Raw genomic sequence first — 24578 nt, forward strand, 5'->3', positions numbered from 1 at the left:
AAGCAGGGGCGCCGGAACGGCTGATCGTACAACTCGTTACAAAAAGTGCACACGAATTGCTCTTTCCTTTTTAAAATGTTGCCTCCGTCCCACGTACAGAAAAGAGACAACATTCATGACCCGTTCCTGGAAAGCCGCATTATCGGTAGCGACCCTGGCCTTGCTGGCCGCCTGTGGCGGCGATGACGACGATCCGGCGGGCACCACGACCGGCGGCACCACCGTCTCCGTCGTGCCATTCACGCAGGACTTCAAGCTGGACACGGGCGGCTGGGTTGGCGAGTCGAGCGACTACAATGCCGCCACGGCGCCGGCCGATGTGGTGTTCCAGTCCCGCGACATCTCGCCGATCAACGACAAGACCTACGCGAACACCAAGGCTTACTACATCAGCGGCACCAACCGCAGCAACGACCTGCTGCTGTACGTAAAGAAGCAGTACGGCGGCCTGGCGGCCAATACCGAGTACACGTTCACGATCACCTCGTTGAACCTGCTCAGCAATGCGCCGTCGGGTTGCGCCGGCACGGGCGGCGCGCCGGGCGAATCCGTGTATGCGATCGCGGCCGCGTCGGCCGCGGAACCGAAACCGGTCACCACGAACGGCGACGTGCGCCTGAACATCGATCATGGCAACCAGGGCACGGCCGGCGCCGCCTCGCTCGTACTGGGCAATATCGCCAACGGCCTGCCATGCGGTACCACCACCTACGCGTCCAAGCTGTTGCGCAACAGCACCGGCGTCAAGGTGAAGTCGGACGGCGAGGGCAAGATCTGGGTGCTGCTGGGCATCGATTCCGGCTTCGGCGGCACCACCGGCGTTTACCTGCAGAACGTGATCTTCAACTTCGCACCGGTGGTGGCAGCAACGACCTGATACACCACGGTGCCGACGAAAGCCTCCCCGCTCCATGGCCGGGAGGCTTTTTTATTGCAAGTTATGCATGCGCGGCATGTCAAATTCTGAAAACGTTTGCAATTTGCAATGTATTCGCATTTTCTCTTCAGGACGCTGAGTCGTCCACTTTTGTTGCGCTGCAGTATATTTTGGTGACTTTGTAGTCAGTTAGTGCGCCACTTTCCGATTTGTATTAGAATGATCGTTCATTCTAGGCGCACTACCCTTACAACAGAAAGACCAGGTATGGACCACACGCTCTCTCGCCCGCCGCTGCGTTCGGCCGGCATCCTTTTCCTCGCATGCGCGGCGGCGCTGACCGCCGGCTGCGACTCCGACAAGAAACAGCAGGCCGGCGCGCCGGGCGGCAAGATGCCGCCGCCGCAGGTCGCTGTATACACCGTGCAGCCGCAGGCGCTGCCGGTGGTGGCTGAACTGCCGGGCCGTACTTCCGCTTTCCAGATCGCCGAAGTGCGCCCGCAGGTGGCCGGCATCGTGCAGAAGCGCCTGTTCACGGAAGGCGCCGACGTCAAGGCCGGCACGCCGCTGTACCAGATCGATTCGGCCACCTACCAGGCTACCTTCAGTTCCGCCAAGGCGGCGCTCGCCAGGGCTGAAGCGAACCTGCTGACGGCCGGCCCGAAAGTGAAGCGTTACAAGGAACTGGTCGAAATCGAAGGCGTGAGCCGCCAGGACTACGACGATGCCGTGGCTGCCGAAGCGCAGGCGCGGGCCGACGTGGAGTCGGCCAAGGCGCAGCTGCAGACGGCGCGCATCAATGTGGGCTACACGAAGGTGGAAGCACCGATCTCGGGCCGCATCAGCCGCTCGAACGTGACGGCAGGCGCGCTGGTGACGGCCGGCCAGGAAACGCCGATGACGACCGTGCAGCAACTCGATCCGATCTATGTCGACGTCACGCAATCGAGCGAGGACCTGCTGCGCCTGCGCAAGGCGATGAATGGCGACGGCATGAAGAAGGCTTCCGGCAAGGTCACGCTGAAGCTGGCCGACGGCACCACCTACGCGCAGGAAGGCAAGCTGCAGTTCGCCGACGCCACCGTGGACCAGGGCACCGGCAACGTCACGCTGCGCGCGCTGTTCCCGAACCCGAAGCAGGAACTGCTGCCCGGCATGTTCGTGCGCGCCGTGGTCGAAAGCGGCATCAACGAGCAGGCCATCGCCGTGCCGCAGCAGGGCGTGACCCGCAACCAGAAGGGTGAAGCCACCGCGCTGGTGCTGAACGGGCAGGGCATCGTCGAGCAGCGCGTCATCGCCACCACCGGCACCTCCGGCGACAAGTGGCTGGTCAGCTCCGGCCTGGCCGCCGGCGATCGCGTGATCGTCGAAGGCCTGCAGAAGGTGAAGCCGGGCGCGCCCGCCGTGGTCGCGGCGCCTGCCGCACCCGCAGCGGCCAGCACGGCCGCCGCCAAGCCGGCCGCCGCCGCCCAATAAGAAAGCAGGAGTCACACAATGGCAAGATTTTTCATCGATCGCCCCATCTTCGCGTGGGTGATCGCCATCGTCATCATGCTCGCGGGCGGCCTCGCGATCTGGACCCTGCCGATCGCGCAGTATCCGAGCATCGCGCCGCCTTCGATCTCGATTTCCGGCTCGTACCCGGGCGCCTCCGCGAAGACCGTGGAAGACGCCGTTACGCAGGTCATCGAACAGAAGATGAAGGGCATCGACGGCTTGCGCTACATGAGCTCGTCGTCCGACTCGACCGGCGGCATCAGCATCACGCTGACGTTCAAGAGCGGCACCAATCCGGATATCGCCCAGGTGCAGGTACAGAACAAGCTGCAGCTGGCCACGCCGCTGCTGCCCACCGCCGTCACGCAACAGGGTCTGGTGGTATCGAAAGCCACCAAGAACTTCCTGCTGGTGCTGGGCTTCGTTTCCGAAGACGGCAGCATGGACCAGTCCGACCTGGGCGACTACGTGGCGGCCAACGTGCTCGACCCGCTGTCGCGGGTGCAGGGCGTGGGCGACGTGACGCTGTTCGGTTCGCAGTACGCGATGCGCATCTGGCTCGATCCGACCAAGCTGAGCAGCTATCAGCTGACGCCGGCCGACGTGATCACCGCCGTGCAGGCGCAGAACGCGGAAGTCTCTGCCGGTGAACTGGGCGGTGCCCCTGCCGTACAGGGCCAGCAGCTGAACGCCACCGTGACGGCGCAGAGCCGCCTGCAGACCGCCGAGCAGTTCGGCGCGATCCTGCTGAAGACGCAGGCCACCGGCGCCACCGTGCACCTGCGCGACGTGGCCAGGATGGAACTGGGCCGCGAAAACTACAATACCGTGGCGCGTTTCAACGGCAAGCCGGCCGCCGGCGTGGCGCTGAAGCTGGCCACCGGCGCCAACGCGCTCGATACCGCCAAGGCCGTGGAAGCCAAGATCGCGGAGATGGGCAAGCTCTTCCCGAAAGGGATGAAGGCGATGGTGGCGTTCGATACCACGCCGTTCGTCAAGCTGTCGATCGAGGAAGTGGTCAAGACGCTGGCCGAGGCCATCGTGCTGGTGTTCCTCGTGATGTACCTGTTCCTGCAGAATTTCCGTGCCACGCTGATTCCGACGATGGCGGTGCCGGTCGTGCTGCTGGGTACCTTCGCCGTGCTCTCCGCGCTGGGTTATTCCATCAACACGCTGACGATGTTCGCGATGGTGCTGGCGATCGGCCTGCTGGTCGACGATGCGATCGTGGTGGTGGAAAACGTCGAGCGGGTGATGACGGAAGAAGGCCTGTCGCCGAAGGAGGCGACGAAGAAATCGATGGGCCAGATTTCCGGCGCGCTGGTGGGTATCGCCATGGTGCTGTCCGCCGTGTTCGTGCCGATGGCGTTCTTCGGCGGCTCCACCGGCGTGATCTATCGCCAGTTCTCGATCACGATCGTGTCGGCCATGGTGTTGTCCGTGCTTGTGGCGATGGTCTTCACGCCGGCACTGTGCGCCACGTTCCTCAAGCCGGTTGAAAAAGGTCATCACATGACCAACCGCGGCTTCTTCGGCTGGTTCAACCGCACGTTCGAAAAGGGCACCGACAAGTACCAGGGCGTGGTTGCCGGCATGATCCGCCGCCGCGCGCCGTCGATGATCATGTATGCCGTTCTGCTGGCAATCCTGGCCGTGCTGTTCATGCGCCTGCCGACTTCGTTCCTGCCGGAAGAAGACCAGGGCGTGCTGTTCACGCAGATCCAGCTGCCCACCGGCGCCACGCAGGAACGCACGTTGAAAACGATCGAAAAGGTCGAGCAGTACTTCATGAACGATGAGAAGGCCAACGTCGCTTCCGTGTTCGCGGTGGCCGGCTTCTCGTTCGGCGGCAATGGCCAGAACACCGGTATCGCCTTCGTGCGGATGAAGGACTGGTCCGAGCGTTCGGGCAAGGAAAACCGCGTGAGCGCGATCGCCGGCCGTGCCATGGGCAAGCTGCTGCAGTTGCGCGACTCGATGGTGTTCTCGTTCGCGCCGCCGGCGGTGATCGAACTGGGCAATGCTTCCGGCTTCGACCTGCAGCTGCAGGACGTGGGCGGCGTGGGCCATGCGGCGCTGATGGCCGCGCGCAACCAGCTGCTCGGCATGGCCGGGCAGAACAAGATGCTGGCGGGCGTGCGCCCGAACGGCCAGGAAGACACGCCGCAGTACAAGGTCACCATCGACCAGCAGAAAGCCACCGCGCTGGGCCTGGCCGTGGCGGACGTGAACCGCGTGCTGTCGGTGGGCTGGGGTTCGTCGTACGTGAACGATTTCGTCGACCGCGGCCGCGTGAAGAAGGTGTTCATGCAGGGCCAGGCGGATTCGCGCATGGTGCCGGAAGATCTCTCCAAGTGGTTCGTGCGCAACACCGCCGGCGAGATGGTGCCGTTCTCCGCGTTCGCCAGCGGCGAGTGGATCTATGCATCGCCACGCCTGGAGCGCTACAACGGCCTGTCGTCCATGAACATCCAGGGCAGCCCGGCGCCGGGCGTGAGCTCCGGCGCGGCGATGGCCGAGGTGGAGAAGATGGTCGCGCAACTGCCGCCCGGCATCGGCTTCGAATGGACCGGCCTGTCGGTGGAGGAACGCGAATCCGGTTCGCAGACGCCGATGCTGTACACCATCTCGATCCTGATCGTGTTCCTGTGCCTGGCCGCGCTGTATGAAAGCTGGTCGGTGCCGTTCTCGGTGCTGCTGGTGATCCCGCTGGGTATCATCGGTACCGTGATCGCCACCTGGGGCTTCCACCTGTCGAACGACGTGTACTTCCAGGTGGGCCTGTTGACCGTGGTCGGCCTGGCGGCAAAGAACGCGATCCTGATTGTGGAATTCGCCAAGGAACTGCAGGAAGGCGGGAAGGACGTGCGCGAAGCCACGCTGGAAGCGGTGAAGCTGCGCCTGCGCCCGATCCTGATGACGTCGATCGCCTTCGGCCTGGGCGTGCTGCCGCTGGCCCTGGCGAGCGGTGCCGGCTCGGGCAGCCAGAACGCCATCGGCGTGGCCGTCCTGGGGGGCATGCTGACCGCCACGTTCCTCGGCATCTTCTTCGTGCCGGTGTTCTTCGTGCTGGTGCGCAGCATCTCGAAGTCGAAGGGCGTGAAGGACACGCCGCCGGCCGCCGGCACCATCGTTAAGGAAACCCATTAATATGAGCAAGACACTGATTACCCTGGCCGTGACGGCACTGCTGGCCGGCTGCAACCTGGCGCCCATCTACGAGCGCCCCGCGGCGCCGGTGACGCCGGCATGGCCGCAGGGCGATGCCTACCAGCCTTCGGCACAGCCGGCCGACGGCAAGGCCGTCAACGACCTCGCGTGGCGCGAGTTCATCGCCGACCCGCAGCTGGAACAGCTGATCGAGCTGTCGCTGGCCAACAACCGCGACCTGCGCGTGTCGATCCTCAATATCGAGGCCGCCCGCGCGCAATACGGCGTGAGCCGCGCCGACCGCGTGCCGGGCCTGAACGCCAGCGTGGCCCAGACGGCCCAGCGCGTGCCCGACAACCAGGCCAATGGCGAAGGCTACATCTCGCGCCAGTATTCGGCGGGCCTTGGCATCCCGGCCTTCGAACTGGATTTCTTCGGCAAGGTGAAGAACCTGTCGGAAGCGGCGCTGCAGCTGTACCTGGGCACCGAGGAGGCGCGCCGCGCGCAGCAGATCAGCCTCGTCTCCGAAGTGGCGAACGCCTGGCTCACGCTGGCCGCCGACCAGGAACGCCTGCGCCTGGCGCAGGACACGCTGAAGAGCCAGCAGATCTCGTATGAGCTCAGCAAGCGCCGCTTCGAGGCGGGCGCCACGTCCGGCCTGGACATGTACGAAGCACAGACCAGCGTGGAAACGGCGCGCAGCGACGTGGCCGTCTACACCGCCCAGGTGGCGGCGGACCAGAACGCGCTGACCTTGCTGGCCGGCGCCGCCGTGCCTGCCGAGCTGCTGCCGCAAGGCACGCTGCAGTCGGTGACGCAACTGGCGGAACTGCCGGCGGGCGTGCCCTCCGAAGTGCTGGCGCGCCGGCCGGACGTGCTGTCCGCCGAGCGCTCGCTGCAGGCGCAGAACGCCAACATCGGCGTGGCCCGGGCCGCGTTCTTCCCGAGCATCTCGCTGACGGCATCGGCCGGCGGCGCGAGCAGCGACCTGTCGAACCTGTTCAAGGCGGGCGCCGGCACGTGGACGTTCATTCCCCAGCTGACGCTGCCGATCTTCGCGGGCGGCCGCAACCAGGCCAACCTGGACCTGGCGCGCACCAACCGCGATATCGCCGTGGCGCAGTATGAAAAGGCGATCCAGTCGGCCTTCCGGGAAGTGTCCGATGCGCTGGCCCAGCGCGGCACGATCGACGAGCGCGTGGCATCGCAGGCGGCGCTGGTGGAAGCTTCCAACAAGAGCTACCAGATCCACGAGCAGCGTTACCAGAAGGGCGCCGAGTCGTACCTGAACGCGCTGGTATCGCAGCGCACGCTGTACGCGGCGCAGCAGACCTACATCAGCGCGCGGCTGGCGAAGGCTTCCAACCAGGTAACCTTGTACAAGGTTCTTGGCGGCGGCTGGCAGTAACTTTCGACCGCCGAAACGGGCGCATGGCTGCGTTGCGGCCCCTTGCCGTGCTAAAGCACTGTCTGCGGGGCCGCGCCTTGCCCTGCACCCGTTGCGACGGTGGCGGCTAGTGGTTTGCAGGCATGATCAACCCCGACAGCATTAGCCGGAGGGTAGGTTTCAAGCATCGACAGACGATATCGCCGAGCAAGATGCTGAGCAAAGCGTCAGGTCAGCAACGGCGGCATCCACTCCATGCACAAGTACAGCCCGTTCGCCCCGTTGAGCGTAAACCCGCAACGCTGGAACAGGCGTTGCACCCGGGTACCGGGCAACACGTCGAGCCGCACGGGCACGCGCATGCGCGCCCCCTGGGCCTGCAAGCTGCGCAGCAGCCCGAGGCCGATGCCGCGGCCGCGGGTTTCGGGCAGCAGGCTGATATCGAGGATGCGGATCTCGTCGGAGCCGTAATTGACGTGCAGCGCGCCGACCGGCCGCTCGCGCTCGACGATCACGGCCATGTCGCTGTAAGGATAGAGCGCATGGAGCAGGGTTTGCCGGGCGCGGAACTGCAGGGCCATCAGCATGGCCTCGGTACGCGCATCGCAGGCGCCCATGCGCTGGTCGGCGGTGCGGGTGCTGGCATACAGCAGCGACAGGAAGGCCTGGTCGGCGGCTTCCGCCGGCCGCATTTCGATCGTGCGGGAAGTCCTGCTTGACATGGTCGTCCTTGCAAGTGGCGGTCGAAGAAAATGATAGCATCCGTGCGGCTGCACGGGCGATCCGTTTGACAAACCGGGGCGGCCAGCCACAAGCCACGCTGCCAGCGCCCCTGAAAGGCAGTATGAGCAATACCGAAAAACGTCATCACGACCCGGAAAAGGCGCGCCACCGGCGCCGCCAGGTGCTCGACGCGGCTGCCGCCTGTTTCGGCCGCAGCGGTTTCCACGGCGCGAGCATGGCCGAGATCTCCAAGGCCGCCGGCATGAGCGCCGGCCATATCTACAATTATTTCGACAGCAAGGATGCGATCATTGCCGCGTTCGTGGAGGAAAACGTGGAGCGCGTGTCGGCGCTGTTGCGCGGTTTCGAGCTGAAGGACGATCCGCTGCAGGCGCTGCTGGACGAAGTGCCGCGCAGCGTGCGCGACGACCTCGATCCGCAAACGTGGATCCTGCCGCTGGAAATCACCGCCGAAGCATCGCGCAATCCGAAAATCGCCGCCGTGGCGCGCGACGCGGACCGCCGCACGTGCCAGATGTTCCGCACGATCCTGAAGGCGGGGCGCGAGCGCCACGGGCTGTCCGTGGACGATACCGTGCTCGATGGGCGGATGAACGTTATCATCTCGATGTTCCAGGGCCTGCCGGTGCGTGCCGTGCACAACCCGGATATGGACGCGGACATCCTGACCGATTCATTCCGGCTGGCACTGCGGGCCCTGCTGTTCAGCTGACATCCATCACGAAAGAGCCATGATCGACTTCATCTTCCCGCCGCACCCGGCCGCCGCGCTGGCGGTTGCCGGTACCGATGCCCGCTTCCCCGTCCGCCGCGTCTACTGCGTGGGACGCAACTACGCCGGCCACGCCCGTGAAATGGGTTCCGACCCGAGCCGCGAACCGCCGTTCTTCTTCACCAAGCCGGGCGACGCGAACGCCGTGGTGGCGGTGGCACCGGGCACCACGGCCGAATTGCCGTTCCCGCCGCAGACGAGCAATTTCCACCACGAGTGCGAACTGGTCGTGGCGATCGGCAAGGGTGGCGCGGACATCGCCGTGGAAGACGCCGCCTCGCACATCTTCGGCTACGCGGTCGGCTTCGACATGACGCGCCGCGACCTGCAGAACAGGATGAAGGATGCCGGCCGCCCGTGGGAAATCGGCAAGGCGTTCGATTTTTCGGCACCGGTCGGCACGCTGCATACCGCCGCTACCGTGACGGGCATCGAAGACGCGGCCATCACGCTGCAGATCGACGGCGCGACGAAGCAGGCCGGGCACATCAACGAGATGATCTGGTCGATCCCCGAGACGATCGCCAATCTTTCAACCTACTTCGCGCTGCAGCCGGGCGACCTGATTTTCACCGGCACGCCCGAAGGCGTGGGTGCCGTGCAGCGCGGCCAGACGCTCGTCGGCCACGTGGATGGCCTGAGCGATATCGCCGTGCGCTTCGTCTAAGCAACGACCAGGGAGCGCCAAGCAGTAAGCCTGCGGCGCTACAGGCGCGCCGCGATGGCCGCCAGGCCGTCCAGCGCGCCCGCCGCCAGGCCCACATCGTTTCTCGTCGGCACGTCCGGCTCGCGCGGGTTGATGCGCACGAGCCGGCCGCTGTGCCGGATCACCTCCTGGCTGAAAAGCCGCACCGACGGAATCGCCGTGCCGGCGCCCAGTTCGACGACGACCGGGTGTTCCACCTTGTCCAGCCAGCGTTCCAGCCGCTCCGCTTGCCGGGCGCTTCTTTTCTCGACCCAGCCCCAGTCGCCGAACATCAGGATGTTGGGGCGCGCCAGGCCGCCGCAGTGGGGGCAGCGCGGTGGTTCGTTCGTCAGGCGGCACTTTTCCGCATCCACCTCGGGTGTGAATTCCTTTGCTTCCCAGATCGCATCGCTGCACGGTGCCAGGCACTGCAGGTGGTGGATCGAGCCGTGGCATTCATGCACGCGGCCGGCATCGAAGCCGGCTTTCTGGAACTGGCCGTCCACGTTGCTGGTGAAGACGTGGTAGCCGTGGGGCATTTGTTCTCCCCAGCTCTTCAGTAACGCGAAACCATTGTGGGGCACCGTATCGCGGTAGAGGTTGAGCCGGTGGCCATAGAACCCCCAGGCCAGTTTCGGGTTTTCCCTGAACGTGGCGGGAGATGCGGCGGTCGTGAATGCGATGCGGGCGGCGCCGAGGGCGGGGTAGGCGCGCCAGAAGCCTTCGTTGCCGCGGAAGTCGGGCAGGCCGGAGTCGACGCCGATGCCGGCGCCGGCCGCCACGATCAGGCTGTCGGCCTGGCGGATCAGGTCGGCGGCATGGTCGAGCAGGGCGGTTGTGGTTGTGTCGGTCATGCCTGCGATTCTAGCGCCGTTGGCTGCGCTTGCCATTGGCTGGCAGCCGCCAATGGCCGTGCCTGGTGGAACGCAAAAAGGCATGGCAAAAACGTAAGGCCGTCTGCTATAATCCGGCTCTCGTCGGGGCGTAGCGCAGCCTGGTAGCGTACTTGCATGGGGTGCAAGGGGTCGAGTGTTCGAATCACTCCGTCCCGACCAAAAGATTCAACGACAAAGGCCACTCTTCGGAGCGGCCTTTGTCGTTTGTGGGGAATTTATCCCTGCATTTTTCGTGGTATGGAAAGCAGGCGATACCGCACGTAGCAGTCATGCATTGCTGTCCTGTTGCGTCGATCTGTCGGGTTCGTCCAGGCCGGCCAGCTCCTGTTCGATCTGTTCGATGCTGGGGAGACTGGTCTGTAGCAGGGCGGGCAGGGACTCCACGAGTTGATATTCCGCCACGCCCATGGGGCGGCTTGCATCGCGCAGGGCGTATTCGGCTACCACCTTGCTCTTGCAGAGCAACAGGCCGATGGTGGGCGCATCGTGCTCGCTCTTCACTTGCGCATCGACAGCGGTGAGGTAAAAGCTCAACTGGCCCAGATGCTCCGGCTTGAATTTGTCGGCCTTGAGTTCGATCACGACATAGCAGCGCAGCTTCAAGTGATAGAACAGCAGATCGATGAAGAAATCGTCGCCGCCGACTTCCAGCGGAACCTGCCGGCCGACGAAGGCGAAACCGGCGCCGAGTTCCAGTAAAAAGCGGGTGACGTGTTGCACGAGGGCGGTTTCGATGGCGCGTTCAGTGGCTTCCGCACCGATATCCAGAAAATCGAACAGGTAGGGGTCTTTCAGGCTTTGCCGGGCCAGGTCGGATTCCGGCGCGGGCAGCCGCGCCTCGAAATTGGTCAGCGCCTGGCCTTCGCGTTCCAGCAAGCGTGTTTCAATGTGCATGCCCAGCAGGCTGCGCGACCAGCCGTGTTCGACAGCGCGCTGGGCGTAGGCAAGCCGTAGCTGTTTATCCTTGAGCTTGGTGAGCAGCATCAGATTGTGGCCCCATGGTAATTGTCCAACAGCCTGTTGGACAATTTCCGGTTCCGGCCAGGCTTCGGCAAAAGCTCGCATCGACATCAGGTTGGCACGCGAAAACCCCTTCATTTCAGGGAAGGTGGTGCGCAGGTCGTGCGCCAACCGCTCGATCACCTTGGCGCCCCAGCCTTCGCGGCCTTGACGAAGCAGGATATCGCTGCCGATTTGCCAGTAGAGCAGCACCAGTTCGCGGTTGACCGCCAGTGCCGCGCGTTGCCGGGCTGTCTGGATGCGCGTCTTCAGTTCGGCCAGCCAGTCTGCGTAGCCTGCGGGTACGGGGGAGAGGGATGTCGGGCGCTGGTCGGTCATGATGCGGCGTGCGGTAACATAAATGGTTGGACAGTGAGCCCATCAGGTTGCAAGTGATTGATCATCGGTTGACCGGCAATTCTTTCACAGCACTCCCATCAGGAAATGCCAATTCACTGGTTGTCATCCTCTTTCGATTCCCAACCTCGCCAGGCTCCCAGGGGCGCAGTCCCTGATCCTTGCTCAGTCTGATGCGATGCATTTTCATAGCGTCGATGATATCCGCTGTCCCCGGACTGGCCACGAGTAGCGGCAACGTCTGCGCGGCCTCGAGAAAGAATCGCTGGCGCTGCGCTTCACCCTGGCCGAGAAACGCATCTGCCCACCACGCCGTTATCCAGTCACTGGCGCGTTCCAATGCTGCCTGTGTCACAAGCCGATTGGATTTCTGGATATTGATGTTACGCGCGGAAGGCATCAGGTTCCAGGCATCGCCGCAAGGCCATGCGGAGAACGGGAAGCAGTGATCGACATCGTATTCGTCCCGCAAACGTGCCCCGGTCCATACGCAATACACCGGTTTGCCCTCCGCGCGTATGCGCTCGACCGCTGCCCTGGCAAAACTGGTATCGCGGACAGGGTCGGCCCATGCGAGCAGCCTGTGTGCGAGCATGCGAACGTCCGGCACACGGTTGCCGGAGTAAGCCTCGATCAGCCTGACCCACTCGGCCACCAGCACCGGCTCGATCCAAACATTGTAGTGGGTCAGCGCCTGCCAGACCTCGAGCGGAACGCGGAAGTCGCCAAAGCTCCACAGGAAAGCGTCGTCGATCCGCAGTTGCTGCGGCGTCGACATCTGCCGGCGCCGGGTGATTTCAAAAATCGGACGGTCGCTCGATGGCCAGCGCAGGTATTTGGCCGGCATGTCCCGTATCACTTGCGAGATCTCCGACAGGCTCCGGTGCAGATGCCTTGCCGTATCCCCTGCAAACATGGAACCGATACCCAGTTCGACGGTTGTAACCGACCGCAAGGCATGAAAATTATCGGTGACGAACCCCGGCCCGGTACCCAGCCGTGAAGCCGGCATCTGCGGCAACTGATTCTCGATCAGCGGTTTGTACATGCGCAGCCAGAAGAGCGATACCAGCCCAAGAGGAAGCACGACCGATTCCGATTCGTAACGGGCCAGGCCCGAGGCGGTGTCGGCGATGCGGGCGATAACGCGCAGCAGCGCGATCTTGTATGTGGATGCCTTTTCATCGACCAGTATCAGGTGGCGCAGCAGGGGAAGGGCGCCGAGGCCGTCATCCGGCAGGCCCAATACGACATTCGTCCATGAGACATCGGCCCGTCCCAGCCTGTCCTGGCTGTCGCTGGTCCGGACCATGCGCAGTCCGAACCGCTGGGCGAGGGCCGACAGCTCCAGGAGTGAAACCTCATGCATCGCCCGCTCGGTATCAGGCGCGCCAAGGCGCAGGCTGATCGCGATGCGTCCTTTGGGAGCAAGCAGCGTAGCCAGCTTTCTCAACGACCGCTCGCGGTCCGCCGGAGGGATATGCATCCACACGGCTGACAGAAGAATGAGATCGAAGTTGAGGCCGAGGCGCCGGACCTTTGCCAGGTCCGGCAGGCTGTCGGAGAGCCAATGGATCCTGTCCGACGGGTGAAGCCGGCGCGCCTGGGCGAGCATGGCATCGGACGGATCGACTGCAACGACATCGTATCCATTTGCCGCGAACCAGGCGGCATCACGGCCGGAGCCGGCGCCAACGTCGAGCACCGTTCCGCCAGGTGCGGGAAGGGCATCCAGTAATCCGGCATGCACATCCTCGAAGGCCAGCGATTCGTATTGACCGGCCAGCCGGGCCGCATGTTGTTCGTAGTAGGGGATCGATGTCATCGAGTGCAAGTCCGGTCCGGGAAGCCACGAACGATTTTAGTCTGGAACAGGGTAATACGTGGCTGACTAGAACACCGCCCGCAACGTCACCCGCGCAGTCCTCCGCTCCGCCGGATGATAGTGAATATCCTCCTCGCCCTCGGCAGCCTCGCCCGGCAACCGTGAGGCATAGTAGTAATCCACATCGCTGGCCTTCCGGTCGAACAGGTTGAACACGTCCACCGACACCTGCCACCGCCGGTCGATCCGATATCCGCCCCGCAGATATGCGATGGCAGTGGATGAAGACCGCACGCTGTTGTCCTCGATGAGCGGGCGCGGCCCGAAGTAGCGCATCTGGAACGCCCCCGACCAAGGCCCCACATCGTTCACCGTGGCCCCGAACGCCACCACCTTCTCGACCGACCCCGGCACGCGATCCCCGGCCGGATCATGCTCCGTGTACCGCGCCCGCGAATATGCCAGGTCCAGGTCGAGCAGCAGCCACCGGCTGGCGATGTAGTGGTTGTTCCACTCGATGCCGGAGCGCTTGCTGCCCCGGCTCGGCGCCGTGTCGCCCGCATCCCCGGAGAACACCAGCTCGGAGCCGGAGCGCAGCCGCCACAGCGCCATCGAGCTTTGCAGCCCCGGTACCAGCTCCGTGCGCAGCCCCAGTTCCGCACCGCGCGTTTTCACCAAAGGCGTCACAGGATCGACCGGCTCCCGTTCGCGCGGCGACAGCCGGGCGGTGGTGCCGCGCGCATCGTTGCTGTGAAAGCCCTCGCCGTAGTTGACGAAGAACTCCGTCCTGTCCCATGGCCCCAGCACCACCGACAGCTTGGGCGAGGCGATATGGTCGTTCGCCGTGCCGCTGTTCTCGAGGATCGAGCTGGCCACGTCGAAACGGTAGCGGTCGTAGCGCACGCCGGCGATGGAGCGCAGCCAGGGCGTCCATTGCACGGTGTTCTGCAGCCACGCGGCGGCGCTGGCTTCGCTCACGCGCGATTCGGCGATCGTGCGCAGCACGCGCTGCCCGGTCGTGGCATACAGCCCGACCGGCGCTATGCGGTCGAACCGGCCCTGCACGCCGACCGCGTTTTCCATCGGGCGTCCGGCAAGCTGGCCGAACCACGTGTGCGACACGTCGAGCCCCGTCATCTTGCGGCGCTCGGTCTGCTTGAACTGGTCGCCGTTTTCTGGATCGTCCAGGAAGTAGGTGAAATTGTTGAACAGGGTCAGGTCCGAGCGGACCGCGTAGGCGATGGCCTGCCACAGCGTGTCCGCGCCGCGGCGGCGCCATTCGGCGGACAGGCTGTAGCGCGCGGCGCGCCCGCCGTCGCTGGCGTCCGCCGCGTCGAATTCGCCGAGCCGGCCATCCTGCACGGCGCGCAGCGGCACCTGGCTGGTGGCGTGCCACGCGCCTTTGTAGCCCATTGCCGTTACACTGAGGCGGTCTGCGGCGCTACCGGCACTGTAGCGCAGCAGCGCCGAGGTTTTATGGAACGCCTCCGGCGTGGTCCACGGGCCGTCGTTGTGCGCCAGTTCCAGCGCATACAGCAGGTTGCCGTTGCCGGCCGCGGTGGAGTTGGCGACCAGGCCGCGGCGGTAGGCGTTCTCGCCCACCGTCAGCGTGGCCAGGCCGGCCGGCAGCCTGTCCGCCAGGCCCATGTGCGCGGCGCCGGCCGAGGCGAAGTCGCCTTCGTCGGCATAGTACGGGCCCTTGCGGTAGCGGATGCGGTTGACCAGTTCGGGGATCAGGAAGTTCAGGTCCGTATAACCCTGGCCGTGCGCGTGCGTGCGCATGTTGACCGGCATGCCGTCCACGAACGTGGCGAAGTCGGTGCCGTGGTCCAGGTTGAAGCCGCGCAGGAAGTACTGGTTCGCCTTGCCGTCGCCGCTGTGCTGCGTGACGATCACGCCGGGCACGAATTCGAGCACCTCGCCGGGGCGCAGGGCGGGGCGGCTGGCAATCAGGTTGGCGGTCACGGTGCCGGCGCTGGCGGCGTCCGACGTACCGACGCCGTTGTCGTAGTTGCCCAGCACCTGGACGGTGGCGGCCGTATTTTCGGCGGGTTGTTCGGGTGCTTGCGCTTGTGCGGCGGACGCGCACAGGGTCCCGGCCAGGCCGAGGATCAGTTTGTTCATGGCGGATGATGGAGACGGATGACAGCCCCGCCCACTCCCCGTGGGCACGGCTGAACAGCGCCGGCGATGTCGCCCGCGCCACCTGTCTGGCCGGTATCCGGGCTGGCAAGGGAACCGTCCCACCTTCCCATGCTTTTGAAAAGCACAGTGGCATGAAGAGACAGCCTGCCGTCGTTGGACGGCGCTTGCTTACCGTTGCGGGGGCAGCACACTTTCGGCTGGAACGTCAGCCATGTGTTTCCCGTTTAACTGCGCACATGAACACGTGCGCGGGCACCAAACGGCCGGGATTATAGCCGCAAACCCGCGGCAAACCCCGGGTGGGGCGCCGTAAGGGAGGAAAGACCGGCGCGTGCCGGCCCTGGATCAGCTCTTCGCCGCGCCGGTACCGGCGGCCAGGCCCCTGGCCAGCACGTCGGCCACGGTGGCGTTCAGGTCCTGCCCGGTTTCGGTGGCCAGCGCCTGCAGCTGTTTCACCAGCTCGCTGTTGAGCTTGACCGCGAACGGCACCAGGCCGAGCGCCTGGTCGCGCTTGCGCTGTTCGCGCTTGTCGACGGCGGGGGCGGCGGCATTGCCGAACCCCGTGGTACCCGGCGCCACCATCTTGCCCATCAATTTCTTGGCGTCGTTCTTTGCCAGGTCTGCTTTTTTCACGTTGTATCCTCGTTGTTACTTGCTTGGTTACTTGCTTGGTTACTTGCTCAAAGGGTGCATTCTACGCGCTGGCCGCAGCCGGCGGCACGCGATGACCACGGCGGTCGCGCTGAGCAGCAGCCCGCCGCTGCTCAATACGATCAGCACGGCGATGCGCAGCGGGTTTGCCGCCAGCAGCGAGGGCAGGTCCCAGCTGTGCAAGAGGTTGAACAGCCACCGCCCGGCGCGCTGCGACCGGTCGGCGCTCAGCTCGGGCTGGCCGGTATGCATGTCGATGTGCATCCACGTTGCCGACGGGTCGGCAAAGACGACGCGCAGCGCTGGCAGGCGCCGCGCATCGCCCCCATACATCGAAGCTTCGTCGCGGGCGTAGTACCAGGCATCGTACGCCGCCAGCTTTTCGAACGAGGCAACCGGGTAAGGCAGTGCCCTTGCAGCGGCGCGGCGCAGCTTTTCCTCCGGCCACCCGCCCAGTACCGCGTAGCCGTTCGCCGATGCCCGGATGATGCGGGTATTATCGGCCGTGCCGCGCGCCAGGATGAACGGCTCGCCATCGAGCACGCGCCATTCGAGTTCGCGCGCCGCGAAGCCTTCCCCGGCCAGCAAGGAGAGGATCGCGTGGACACCCGGCGGCAGGCGCGATGCCGCCGGGCTGCCGGCCTGCATCGCCGCGGTGTCGGGCCTGGTTCCCCTGGCATCGAAGATGCCGGCGGGATTCATCGACATCAGGCCGCTGAAAATCCAGGTGCACAGGACCAGGCCGAACGTCAGGCCGAGCATGTGGTGCCAGCGCATCGCGCCCTCGCGATACGGCGTGCGGGATCCGTTCTTGTAGCGGCCGGAAAAGCGCCAGCGCCAGAGGCCGTTGACGATGCCCGTGACGGAAGACAGCACGCCGGCGGTGGCAAGCGCGATCACCGTCCACGTCCACACGGGGTCGACCGGCTGGTCCTTCAGCATGTACAGCCAGTGCAGCCAGGCGCCGACGAAGTTCCACCAGCGCTCCGCGCGCGGCGCATCGAGCACCACCTGCCCGGTCGTGGACGATACATAGACGCGGGTCGCCGCCGCATCGCCCAGCTCCACGACATGGAGCGGCCGGTGCGGGTTCAGCGCGCGCGAATGCGTCCAGCGGTCCTCAAGCATGGTTCCGGTGTAACGCGCGGCGGCGCCCGCTGCGAACGCGCTGCCGGCGCGCACGGCCGCCTCGCGGCGGGCGGTGCCGCGCTTCTCGCCGGTCAGCGCATCGACGGTCGCCAGGGCGCCGGCACCGTCGCGCATCACGTAATGCGGCCTGCCGCCGATCGTCGTCAGCAACAGTGACGCCGTGTCCGGCAAACCGCCGGCCGCCAGCGCCTGCCCCGGATCGATGCGGCAGTCTTGCAAGGCAAGTACCGGCAGCGCGGCCAGCCGCTCCGCCGGCGTGAGCTTCGGATAGCCGACGAACAGCATCACCATGCCGCTGGCGAACCAGAGCGCCATCAGCACGCACATGACGATGCCTGTCCACCGGTGTAACAGATAGAGATACCGCTTTGCGCGGGCACCCGGGTTCACGCTCGGCCTCCGGTCAGAAGCGGTGGTTCACGATCAGGTCGACCTTGCGGTCCGGCCCGTAGAACCACTGCTGCGGCATGTAGTAGGCCGTCGTGAAATAGCGCTTGTCGAACACGTTGGCCGCGCGCAGCGTTACGCCCGTGCGCGGCGCCGCCTGCCAGCGCAGCGACAGGTCGGTCACCGCGTAGCCCGGCATTTTCAGCGTGTTGGCATTGTCGGCGTAGCGCTCGCCCACGTAGCGCAGGCCGGCGCTGGCCGTCCAGGCGGTCACGAAATCCCAGTTCAGCCACACATTGGCCAGGCGCCTCGGCACGTCCGGCGGCGTGTTGCCGGCGCGCGAAACCGCCTTGCCGCCGGACGATTCATTGAAGTCCTCGAACTGCGCGCGCAGCAGCGAGGCATTGGCCTCGATGCGCCAGCCCGGCGCCAGCGCCGCCGTCACCGTCGCTTCGATCCCGCGCGACGAGCGCTCGCCCACCTGCACGCTTTGCGAAGGATTGGCCGGATCGCGTGTGAGCAGGTTGTTCTTGGTGATGTCGTACACGGCCAGGGTCCACTCGGCACCGTTCGCGGACGCGTGCTTGACGCCGATTTCGAGCTGGCGCCCGCTGGCGCTGTCGAACCTGCTGTTGGCCGTCGACAGGAAGAGCAGGGCGCCGATCGGATCCGCCGCCTTCGCGTACTGGCCGTACAACGCCAGCGAAGGCGTGGCCTGGACCACGGTGCCGAGACGCCAGCCCACGTTCGTGAAGGTGCGCTCGTAGGCCTGCCTGCCGGCTACCAGGTCGTCGCGGGCCAGTTCGGCGTGGTCGTAGCGCAGGCCCGCCAGTACCGACCATTTCTCCGTCAATTGCAGCCGGTCTTCGGCGAACAGCGCGTATTGTTTCGCATCCGAGTGGTACCGCGGGATCGTGGGCATGGAGCTGCTGAAGTTGCCGGGTACCGGATCGAACAGGTCGACGGACGGCGCGCTGCCCACGTAGGTGTTGTTGATGTGCGTAAAGCTTGAGGAATTGATGTCGAAGCCGGCCGAGACCGCGTTGGCCAGGCCGAACAGCGTGCCCTTGACCGCCATGTCGGTGGTGTTCCCGGTCTGCGACTGGTCGTGGAAGATCTCGGTGGCGTCGGCCCGGTCGAGCAGGCCCGTCGCGGCATTGTAGTAATAGCCTTCCACGTTGCGCCAGTGCCGGTCGCTGCCGATGGAATAGAAGCGGCTGCGCACGGTCGTGTTCACGTTCGGTTTCCAGTTGACCAGCACATCGGTCCAGCGGTCGTCGAACCGCATCGCGCTGTCGGCCACGTTGTAGTTCTTTTCCGCGAGCGCGGCCACCGGCCGGCCGTCGACCAGCGGCGTGCCGAAGTAGCGCATCGGCTCCTGCTCGCCGCGGGCCGTGCTGAACCGGAAGTTCAGATCGGGCGACACATCGAGCCGGATCGCGGCGGAGATCGAACGGCTGCTGTGTTCTCCCCGGTCCACCCAGCCATCGGCGCGCTCGGTGCTGGCATCGAAGCGGTACGACCAGCGCTCGTCGATCGCCCCGCCGCTGCCGAACGCCGCGCGGCGGCTGTGTTCATTGCCGATGCCGAGCTGCAGTTCGTGTTCGGGCGCGTTGCGGGCCGGTTGTTTCGGGATTACGTTGATGACACCGCCGATCGCGCCATCGCCATGGATCACGGAAGCGGGCCCGCGCAGCACTTCGATGCGCTCGATCGACCAGGTATCGAACGGGAACGTCAGCCCCGCGCCGCCGTACTGGCGCATGCCGTCGTACAGGCGCATGACGGAGGTGGTGTCGGTGAAGCCGCGCGCGGCCACCGACGAATTGCCGTTGCCGGGGTGCGGCATGGCGCTGATGCCGGGCGCGCGGGTAATGGCGTCGAGCAGGTCGATGTCGCCGCGTTCCTCCAGCTGCCTGCGGGTGATCACGTCGATGCTGGCTGGCGTGTCGAAGCGGCTCAGGCCGAGATTGGAACCGGTGGCGGCTTCCGTGCCGAGTCCGCCGTTGTCCGCACGGGCGGTCACGACGACGGTCGGCAGCGTGCCGTCCTGCGCATGGGCAGTGCCGGGCAGGGCCGCGATGGCCAGCAGGCAGTGCAGGGAAAGGACGGAAAGGCGCCTGCGCGCCGGCGCAGGCGTAAAGGTTGCGATGTTCATGGTGGTTCTGCCTTGAATGGTCGGCTGCCGCCATGGGCGGCACGGATCGGCTGTCAACAGGCAGCCGTGTGCGAACGACGATCAGGCGAGCAGAGGGGGGCCGCGCGGCCTGGCGGCGGTCCAGGCGAACAGCGGGGCAGGGGAAAGGTAGAACAGCGGCGGCCGCACCGCGGCGATCCGGCCCGGCTCGATCATGGCAATGACGGCGGGCAGCACCGGCGTATCGGCCTGCAGCCGGCAATAGGCGCAGTCGTCCATGTGGCCGAAGTGCTGGTCGCCGGGCGGCGCCTGCATGTCGGCATAGCTCATGCCGCTCGGCGCGCAGATCTCGGCCATCATCATGTTCGCGACCCGGTCGCTCGCCAATGCGCGCGACACGGACGGCATCAATGCGGCTGCCAGGATGGCTGCGAAAGCCAACCAGGTAAAGCAGGTGCGCCAGTGCCGGGTCTTGAACATATTGACATTCTAGCAGCGCGGATGGAGCCGGACAAACGCCGTTCCGCCAGGACGAACCGGGCTTTGCGTCAGCGCTACTGCCCGGGTTCGGCGTACGTGTGCGAGACGAAAGGGCGGCAGTCGACCGGGATATCGATGATGAACGTCGTGCCGGTTTCCGCGGCGCTGTCGACCATGGCGCTGCCGCCGTGGCTTTCGGCCACGGATTTGACCAGCTGCAGCCCGATGCCCCAACCGTCCGTGGAGACGCCGCTGTCGCGGTGCAGGTATTCGAAAATCCGGTTGTGCCGTTCCTTGGGAATCGGGTTGCCTTCATTGTGCACGCTGAGCATCAGCCGGCCGCGTACCTGCGCGATACCCACGCGGACCGGCGCATCGTCGCCGTATTTGATCGCGTTGTTCACCAGATTTTCCAGCGCGCGGCGCAGCGAACTGCGGCACCAGTGGCCATCGATCGCCGGTTCTGCCGTCTCGACCTGCAGCAGGCATGCGCCGCTCTGGCAGTATTGCTCGCGTACCTCGTTTGCCAATGCAACGATATCGAATTGCGACAGTTGCAGCGGTATCGCGGTACTGTCCTGGCTGGTCAGCGCGTCGAGCAGCTCGCTCATCATATCGCCCAGGCGGGTCGCGTGCGACGCGATCTTGGAAGCCGTGCGGTGCGCCATCGCCAGGTCCGGCACCATGCCGATGAGCTGCGCGCCGTTGGCAATCACCGCCAGGGGCGTGCGCATGTCGTGCGACAGCGCCGCGGCCAGCTTGCGGCGCAACTCCTCATGGCTTGCCGTGAAGGCCCGCACGGCCTCGCGGGTGGCGACATCGATGGAACGGTCGATGATGGTCCACTCACGCTCGCCAAGCGCCACGCGTTCCCTGGCGACGTGGCGGATCGCTTCCCTGAAAATCTGGTATTCGTGGATGACCTGGTCGGCGCCGAACGGTGTCATGCGCGCACGTTCACCGCCATGCGCGGTGGCGGAATTGGTGTCGCTCGCGCCATGCAGGCGTGGGTGCACCGGGCTGATTGCCTCGGCTATATTATCGAAGAACGCCGGTAGCGCATTGGTGAGCACCGGACCGAGCAGATCGCCCGCGCCATGGATGCGTTCACGTACCGCCTGTTCCCAATAGTCCATCACCGCACTGCGCATGGACAGGAATTGCCGGGCCACTGGCGAGAAGCCATGCCCGTCCGTATTTTGATCCGTCGCCAGAATCATGTCGCCCTCGTTGAAGGGTCGAACCAATACCGGCGGTCATTGGGCCTGGTTGGTCGAGCCACGCGCCTTCGGGCGCGAAAAGCCGTTGCGGGAGTTGGGCGAACGGGCGGCACGAAGTGCCGGCACGTATTGTATCAATTTCGCCCAACTTTTCACGCACAACATTTCCTGTGCGCAGCGCTACGGCTTGCTGCCAAACGAGGCCGGATGCTCAGTTAGGCAACGGCAGCTCGATCTCGTCCTTGCGCGCCTGGATTGCCTCGCCGAGGCCCACCATGTCGAGCTTGGCTTTTTTCGCTTTCGGGAACATTTCCTTCTCTTCTTCTTCCACGTGGTGCTCGATCTGTTCGGACAGCACGCTGACCTTGGCGTCGTACAGGTCGTCGCCCGGTTCCATCGACAGCAGTTGGGCGATCAGATCCTTGGCGCAGGCATGTTCGACGGTGGCTTCGTCGACCAGGTCTTCATCGCCAACGGCCTTGCGAACGGCCGAGTAAAAGATTTCTTCCTCGGCCAGCGCGTGCTTGGTCAGTTCCAGGCAGATTTCGCGAACGAGCTTTTTCTTCGAGGCGAGGGCGCGGTCGCTCAAGCCTTCGTATTGCTCGAACATGGCCTTGACCTTGTCGTGGTCCGCTTTCAGCAGTTCGATCGCGTCGATCGGGCCGGCGGCCAGGGTTGCGGTTTTCTTGCTGGAGGCTGGCGTGGCTTTGATGGCGTTTGGCATTGTCGTTCTCCTTGTTGGATGCCGTGAAGATCACGGCTTCATCGTTGGAAAGATCTTACGTCGCCGGGCTGCCGATGCGAGTAGGCGCGGGTTGCCTGCGCGGGTAGGCGCCTTGGCCCGACCGTTGTAGGAGAGTTTCCATTTTGATCATGTTGCTGGCCGGCGTGACGGTCGAACCGTCGTGGCAGCGCCGGCCGCCGCGCGGCGTGAAGGGCATCGCAGTCCCGCCCGGTGTCGATACCTATTGCAGCCCTTTGGGACAGTTCACTTGGGAAGAACGCCCGCTTCCCCGGTTGCCGAGCACGGCGGAAGGCGCCACGCTCGTCGATACCTTGACGTAGCATTGCGCCTTGCCATTTCGCGTGATCACCGTGACCGGTTCCCCGGATGCGGACGTGATTGTCGTCGTGCTGTTCCCGCCGCCCCTGGCAGCCTGCGCCATGTTGGCCCGCATGCGTGCCAGGGGCGTATCGACGGGGGCCGCCAGGACGGGTTTTCCCTGCCGGTTTTCGGCGTCGACCTTTCCCGCCATTGCAAGAGCCTGCGCGCGTATGGCGGTGGCCGGTGCCGCGGGGCCGGACGCGTCCTCTGCCCAGTTCTCATCGACATCGTGCGCCTGCTCCATGGCAGGGAGCGCTTCCGTCTTGACTGCAGCCTCGATCGGGGGCGCATGCCGGACAGGTGGCGTAATCGCCGCGGGCGCCTTGTCAGGGGAGGCGCGCGGTGTCTTTTCGGGCCGGGCAGCCTTGCTGGCCAGCGGAGTAGTCGCCAAAGGCGTACGCAAAGGCGGCACCAGGATCAATATGCCTGTTTCCTTGCGAGCCGGCATGGGAGCAGGCACGTCCGGCCGTTGGTAGACCATCAAAAGGCCGGCGTGAACGGCAATGATCGTACCGAAAACGGCCAGCGTCCTGGCATGCGGCGGCGACTCTTCCACGCGCCCCCGGTCCGCGGCTCAGTCACCAGCGATCGCAAGATTATTATTCATTAAGCAATAATACATCGCGTCTGGGCGCCCTGGCCGCTTGTCGGGTCGCTATTTTCGTCAGCCGGCCGATCCGGCCTGAACCTGGAGTCGGCGTTTTCAGGCCTCGTCTGCCGGCTCTTTCATGACCAGCGCAATCACCACGCCCAGCGCGCACAACGCCATCACGTACCAGGCCGGCGCCAATGGGTAGTTTTTCAGCATCAGCGTGACCATGATCGGCGTGAGCCCGCCGAAGATGGCATACGACAGGTTGTACGAGAACGAAATGCCGGAAAACCGCACCGCCGCGGGGAAAGCGCGCACCATCACGCCCGGCACCACGCCCACCACGCCCACGCTCAAGCCCAGCACGGCGTATAGCGGCAGCAGCAGGTCGGGGCGCGCGTGCAGCGTGGTGTAGAACACCCAAGTGCAAACGCCGAGCAGCAGGGCGCCGCCGAGCAGTACGCGGCGCGCGCCGAACCGGTCGGCCAGCAGGCCCGCGGCGATGCAGCCGAACGCCAGGCACAGCGTGGCCAGCGTGTTGGCCCGCAGCGCAGCGGGGGCATCGAAGCCGTAGACTTTCTGCAGCAGCGCCGGCGTCATCAGGATCACCACGACGATCGCGGCGGACAGCATCCACGTCAGCAGCATCGACAGCACCACGCTGCGCCGGTGCCCGCGCAGCACGGCCTTCAGTGGCAGTTCGGCGGCCAGTGCCTTGCGCTGCTGCAGTTCGGTGAAGACGGGCGTCTCGTGCAGCCAGCGCCGCAGGTACATTGCGCCCAGGCCGAAGACGCCGCCCAGCAGGAACGGGATGCGCCAGCCGTAGGACCGGACCTGCTCCGGCGTGAAGACGCTGTGGATGCCGGTCGCCATCAGCGAACCGAGCAGGATGCCGAACGTGAGGCCGGCGGTCAGCGTGCCGCAGGCATAGCCGATGCGCCGCGCCGGCACGTGCTCGGAGACGAAGACCCAGGCGCCCGGCACTTCGCCGCCCACGGCCGCCCCTTGCAGCACGCGGAACAGCAACAGCAGCAACGGCGCGGCAAGGCCCACGCTGGCGTAGGTTGGGAGCAGGCCGATCATCAATGTCGGCACCGCCATCAGCACGATCGACAGGTTGAACATCTTCTTGCGGCCCAGCAGGTCGCCGAAGTGAGCCATTACCATGCCGCCGAGCGGGCGCACCACGTAGCCGGCGGCGAAGATGCCGAAGGTCTGGAACAGGCGCAGCCAGTCCGGCATCGACGGCGGGAAGAACAGCGCGCCGATCGTGGTGGCGAAGAACACGAAGATGATGAAATCGTAGAATTCCAGCGCGCCGCCCAGGGCCGCCAGCGACAGGGTCTTGTAATCCTGGCGGTTCAGGGGGCGATTCGGCGTAGGTGCCGCGCTGCCGCTGGTCGGGAGGGGCTTGCTGGAATCCGGTTGTGTGCTGTGCATTGCGCGCTGGCTGGTCTGGTTGTGGACATTCTGCCGCTGGATGGAGCGTCCATGAAGAATATCCCAAGAAGTCGCTGCCGTGG

General features: G+C 65.3%; 19 protein-coding genes, 1 tRNA gene and 1 riboswitch. Of the genes, 7 read left to right on the top strand and 13 right to left on the bottom strand.

Going from position 1 to position 24578, the window contains the following annotated elements:
* Positions 1-115 precede the first annotated feature (115 nt).
* The 4 genes from GJV26_RS21090 to GJV26_RS21105 all read left to right on the top strand — a co-directional run bounded on the left by GJV26_RS21090 (position 116) and on the right by GJV26_RS21105 (position 6932).
* The gene (locus tag GJV26_RS21090) at positions 116-877 is read left to right on the top strand and encodes a hypothetical protein (protein WP_155710689.1); all 762 of its coding nucleotides are present in this window, start codon (positions 116-118) and stop codon (positions 875-877) included.
* A 267-nt stretch (positions 878-1144) separates the two neighbouring features.
* The gene (locus GJV26_RS21095) at positions 1145-2353 is read left to right on the top strand and encodes an efflux RND transporter periplasmic adaptor subunit (RefSeq protein WP_155710690.1); all 1209 of its coding nucleotides are present in this window, start codon (positions 1145-1147) and stop codon (positions 2351-2353) included.
* Between the two features lie 18 nt (positions 2354-2371).
* Entirely contained in the window at positions 2372-5524 is a 3153-nt protein-coding gene (locus tag GJV26_RS21100) for an efflux RND transporter permease subunit (protein ID WP_155710691.1), read from the top strand.
* 1 nt (position 5525) lies between these two features.
* Complete coding sequence (locus tag GJV26_RS21105) at positions 5526-6932, top strand: efflux transporter outer membrane subunit (protein WP_155710692.1); 1407 nt, start codon at positions 5526-5528, stop codon at positions 6930-6932.
* A gap of 206 nt (positions 6933-7138) precedes the next feature.
* Here GJV26_RS21105 and GJV26_RS21110 read toward each other — a convergent pair whose 3' ends face one another.
* Positions 7139-7633, bottom strand: a complete 495-nt coding sequence (locus tag GJV26_RS21110) for a GNAT family N-acetyltransferase (RefSeq protein WP_155710693.1) — start codon at positions 7631-7633, stop codon at positions 7139-7141.
* 122 nt (positions 7634-7755) lie between these two features.
* Between GJV26_RS21110 and GJV26_RS21115 the strand changes: the two genes are divergently transcribed.
* Both GJV26_RS21115 and GJV26_RS21120 read left to right on the top strand, forming a co-directional pair.
* A complete protein-coding gene (locus GJV26_RS21115; protein ID WP_155710694.1) occupies positions 7756-8367 on the top strand; it encodes a TetR/AcrR family transcriptional regulator in 612 nt (203 codons plus the stop codon).
* Positions 8368-8389: 22 nt separating this feature from the next.
* Positions 8390-9094 (top strand): fumarylacetoacetate hydrolase family protein, encoded by a 705-nt coding sequence (locus tag GJV26_RS21120; RefSeq protein ID WP_371866568.1) that lies wholly within the window; start codon positions 8390-8392, stop codon positions 9092-9094.
* Positions 9095-9132: 38 nt separating this feature from the next.
* Here the strand turns inward: GJV26_RS21120 and GJV26_RS21125 are convergent, their stop codons facing one another.
* Positions 9133-9966 carry an SIR2 family NAD-dependent protein deacylase gene (locus GJV26_RS21125; RefSeq protein WP_173346240.1) on the bottom strand — a complete coding sequence of 278 codons (834 nt, stop codon included), beginning with the start codon at positions 9964-9966 and terminating at the stop codon, positions 9133-9135.
* A gap of 124 nt (positions 9967-10090) precedes the next feature.
* Between GJV26_RS21125 and GJV26_RS21130 the strand changes: the two genes are divergently transcribed.
* A tRNA-Pro gene (locus tag GJV26_RS21130) sits at positions 10091-10167 on the top strand.
* Between the two features lie 108 nt (positions 10168-10275).
* Here the strand turns inward: GJV26_RS21130 and GJV26_RS21135 are convergent.
* The 11 genes from GJV26_RS21135 to GJV26_RS21185 all read right to left on the bottom strand — a co-directional run bounded on the left by GJV26_RS21135 (position 10276) and on the right by GJV26_RS21185 (position 24495).
* Positions 10276-11346, bottom strand: a complete 1071-nt coding sequence (locus GJV26_RS21135) for a PDDEXK nuclease domain-containing protein (protein WP_155710697.1) — start codon at positions 11344-11346, stop codon at positions 10276-10278.
* Between the two features lie 61 nt (positions 11347-11407).
* A complete protein-coding gene (locus GJV26_RS21140) occupies positions 11408-13189 on the bottom strand; it encodes a class I SAM-dependent methyltransferase (protein WP_155710698.1) in 1782 nt (593 codons plus the stop codon).
* A 66-nt stretch (positions 13190-13255) separates the two neighbouring features.
* Positions 13256-15313, bottom strand: coding sequence for a TonB-dependent receptor (locus GJV26_RS21145; protein WP_155710699.1), 2058 nt, complete (start codon positions 15311-15313; stop codon positions 13256-13258).
* A gap of 71 nt (positions 15314-15384) precedes the next feature.
* A riboswitch (cobalamin riboswitch) is annotated at positions 15385-15609 on the bottom strand.
* Positions 15610-15679: 70 nt separating this feature from the next.
* Positions 15680-15967, bottom strand: coding sequence for a hypothetical protein (locus tag GJV26_RS21150; RefSeq protein WP_189441978.1), 288 nt, complete (start codon positions 15965-15967; stop codon positions 15680-15682).
* A gap of 39 nt (positions 15968-16006) precedes the next feature.
* Positions 16007-17524 (bottom strand): PepSY domain-containing protein, encoded by a 1518-nt coding sequence (locus GJV26_RS21155; protein ID WP_189441975.1) that lies wholly within the window; start codon positions 17522-17524, stop codon positions 16007-16009.
* A 13-nt stretch (positions 17525-17537) separates the two neighbouring features.
* Positions 17538-19679, bottom strand: coding sequence for a TonB-dependent receptor (locus GJV26_RS21160; protein WP_155710701.1), 2142 nt, complete (start codon positions 19677-19679; stop codon positions 17538-17540).
* A gap of 81 nt (positions 19680-19760) precedes the next feature.
* The gene (locus GJV26_RS21165; protein WP_155710702.1) at positions 19761-20138 is read right to left on the bottom strand and encodes a DUF2946 domain-containing protein; all 378 of its coding nucleotides are present in this window, start codon (positions 20136-20138) and stop codon (positions 19761-19763) included.
* A gap of 74 nt (positions 20139-20212) precedes the next feature.
* Positions 20213-21358, bottom strand: a complete 1146-nt coding sequence (locus GJV26_RS21170; protein ID WP_155710703.1) for a sensor histidine kinase — start codon at positions 21356-21358, stop codon at positions 20213-20215.
* 211 nt (positions 21359-21569) lie between these two features.
* Positions 21570-22082, bottom strand: coding sequence for a hemerythrin domain-containing protein (locus tag GJV26_RS21175; RefSeq protein WP_155710704.1), 513 nt, complete (start codon positions 22080-22082; stop codon positions 21570-21572).
* Positions 22083-22323: 241 nt separating this feature from the next.
* Entirely contained in the window at positions 22324-23019 is a 696-nt protein-coding gene (locus GJV26_RS21180; RefSeq protein ID WP_155710705.1) for a hypothetical protein, read from the bottom strand.
* A 147-nt stretch (positions 23020-23166) separates the two neighbouring features.
* On the bottom strand, positions 23167-24495 hold the full coding sequence (locus tag GJV26_RS21185) for an MFS transporter (RefSeq protein ID WP_155710706.1): 1329 nt from the start codon (positions 24493-24495) through the stop codon (positions 23167-23169).
* Positions 24496-24578: the final 83 nt, after the last annotated feature.

It is taken from the genome of Pseudoduganella dura (assembly GCF_009727155.1).
In the GTDB taxonomy this organism is placed as follows: Bacteria; Pseudomonadota; Gammaproteobacteria; order Burkholderiales; family Burkholderiaceae_D; genus Rugamonas; species Rugamonas dura.

Coding starts and splice junctions, on each gene's coding strand:
- GJV26_RS21090 (WP_155710689.1), top strand. CDS start 116: ATGACCCGTTCCTGGAAAGCCGCATTATCGGTAGCGACCCTGGCCTTG.
- GJV26_RS21095 (WP_155710690.1), top strand. CDS start 1,145: ATGGACCACACGCTCTCTCGCCCGCCGCTGCGTTCGGCCGGCATCCTT.
- GJV26_RS21100 (WP_155710691.1), top strand. CDS start 2,372: ATGGCAAGATTTTTCATCGATCGCCCCATCTTCGCGTGGGTGATCGCC.
- GJV26_RS21105 (WP_155710692.1), top strand. CDS start 5,526: ATGAGCAAGACACTGATTACCCTGGCCGTGACGGCACTGCTGGCCGGC.
- GJV26_RS21110 (WP_155710693.1), bottom strand. CDS start 7,633: ATGTCAAGCAGGACTTCCCGCACGATCGAAATGCGGCCGGCGGAAGCC.
- GJV26_RS21115 (WP_155710694.1), top strand. CDS start 7,756: ATGAGCAATACCGAAAAACGTCATCACGACCCGGAAAAGGCGCGCCAC.
- GJV26_RS21125 (WP_173346240.1), bottom strand. CDS start 9,966: ATGACCGACACAACCACAACCGCCCTGCTCGACCATGCCGCCGACCTG.
- GJV26_RS21135 (WP_155710697.1), bottom strand. CDS start 11,346: ATGACCGACCAGCGCCCGACATCCCTCTCCCCCGTACCCGCAGGCTAC.
- GJV26_RS21140 (WP_155710698.1), bottom strand. CDS start 13,189: ATGACATCGATCCCCTACTACGAACAACATGCGGCCCGGCTGGCCGGT.
- GJV26_RS21145 (WP_155710699.1), bottom strand. CDS start 15,313: ATGAACAAACTGATCCTCGGCCTGGCCGGGACCCTGTGCGCGTCCGCC.
- GJV26_RS21160 (WP_155710701.1), bottom strand. CDS start 19,679: ATGAACATCGCAACCTTTACGCCTGCGCCGGCGCGCAGGCGCCTTTCC.
- GJV26_RS21165 (WP_155710702.1), bottom strand. CDS start 20,138: ATGTTCAAGACCCGGCACTGGCGCACCTGCTTTACCTGGTTGGCTTTC.
- GJV26_RS21170 (WP_155710703.1), bottom strand. CDS start 21,358: ATGATTCTGGCGACGGATCAAAATACGGACGGGCATGGCTTCTCGCCA.
- GJV26_RS21175 (WP_155710704.1), bottom strand. CDS start 22,082: ATGCCAAACGCCATCAAAGCCACGCCAGCCTCCAGCAAGAAAACCGCA.
- GJV26_RS21185 (WP_155710706.1), bottom strand. CDS start 24,495: ATGCACAGCACACAACCGGATTCCAGCAAGCCCCTCCCGACCAGCGGC.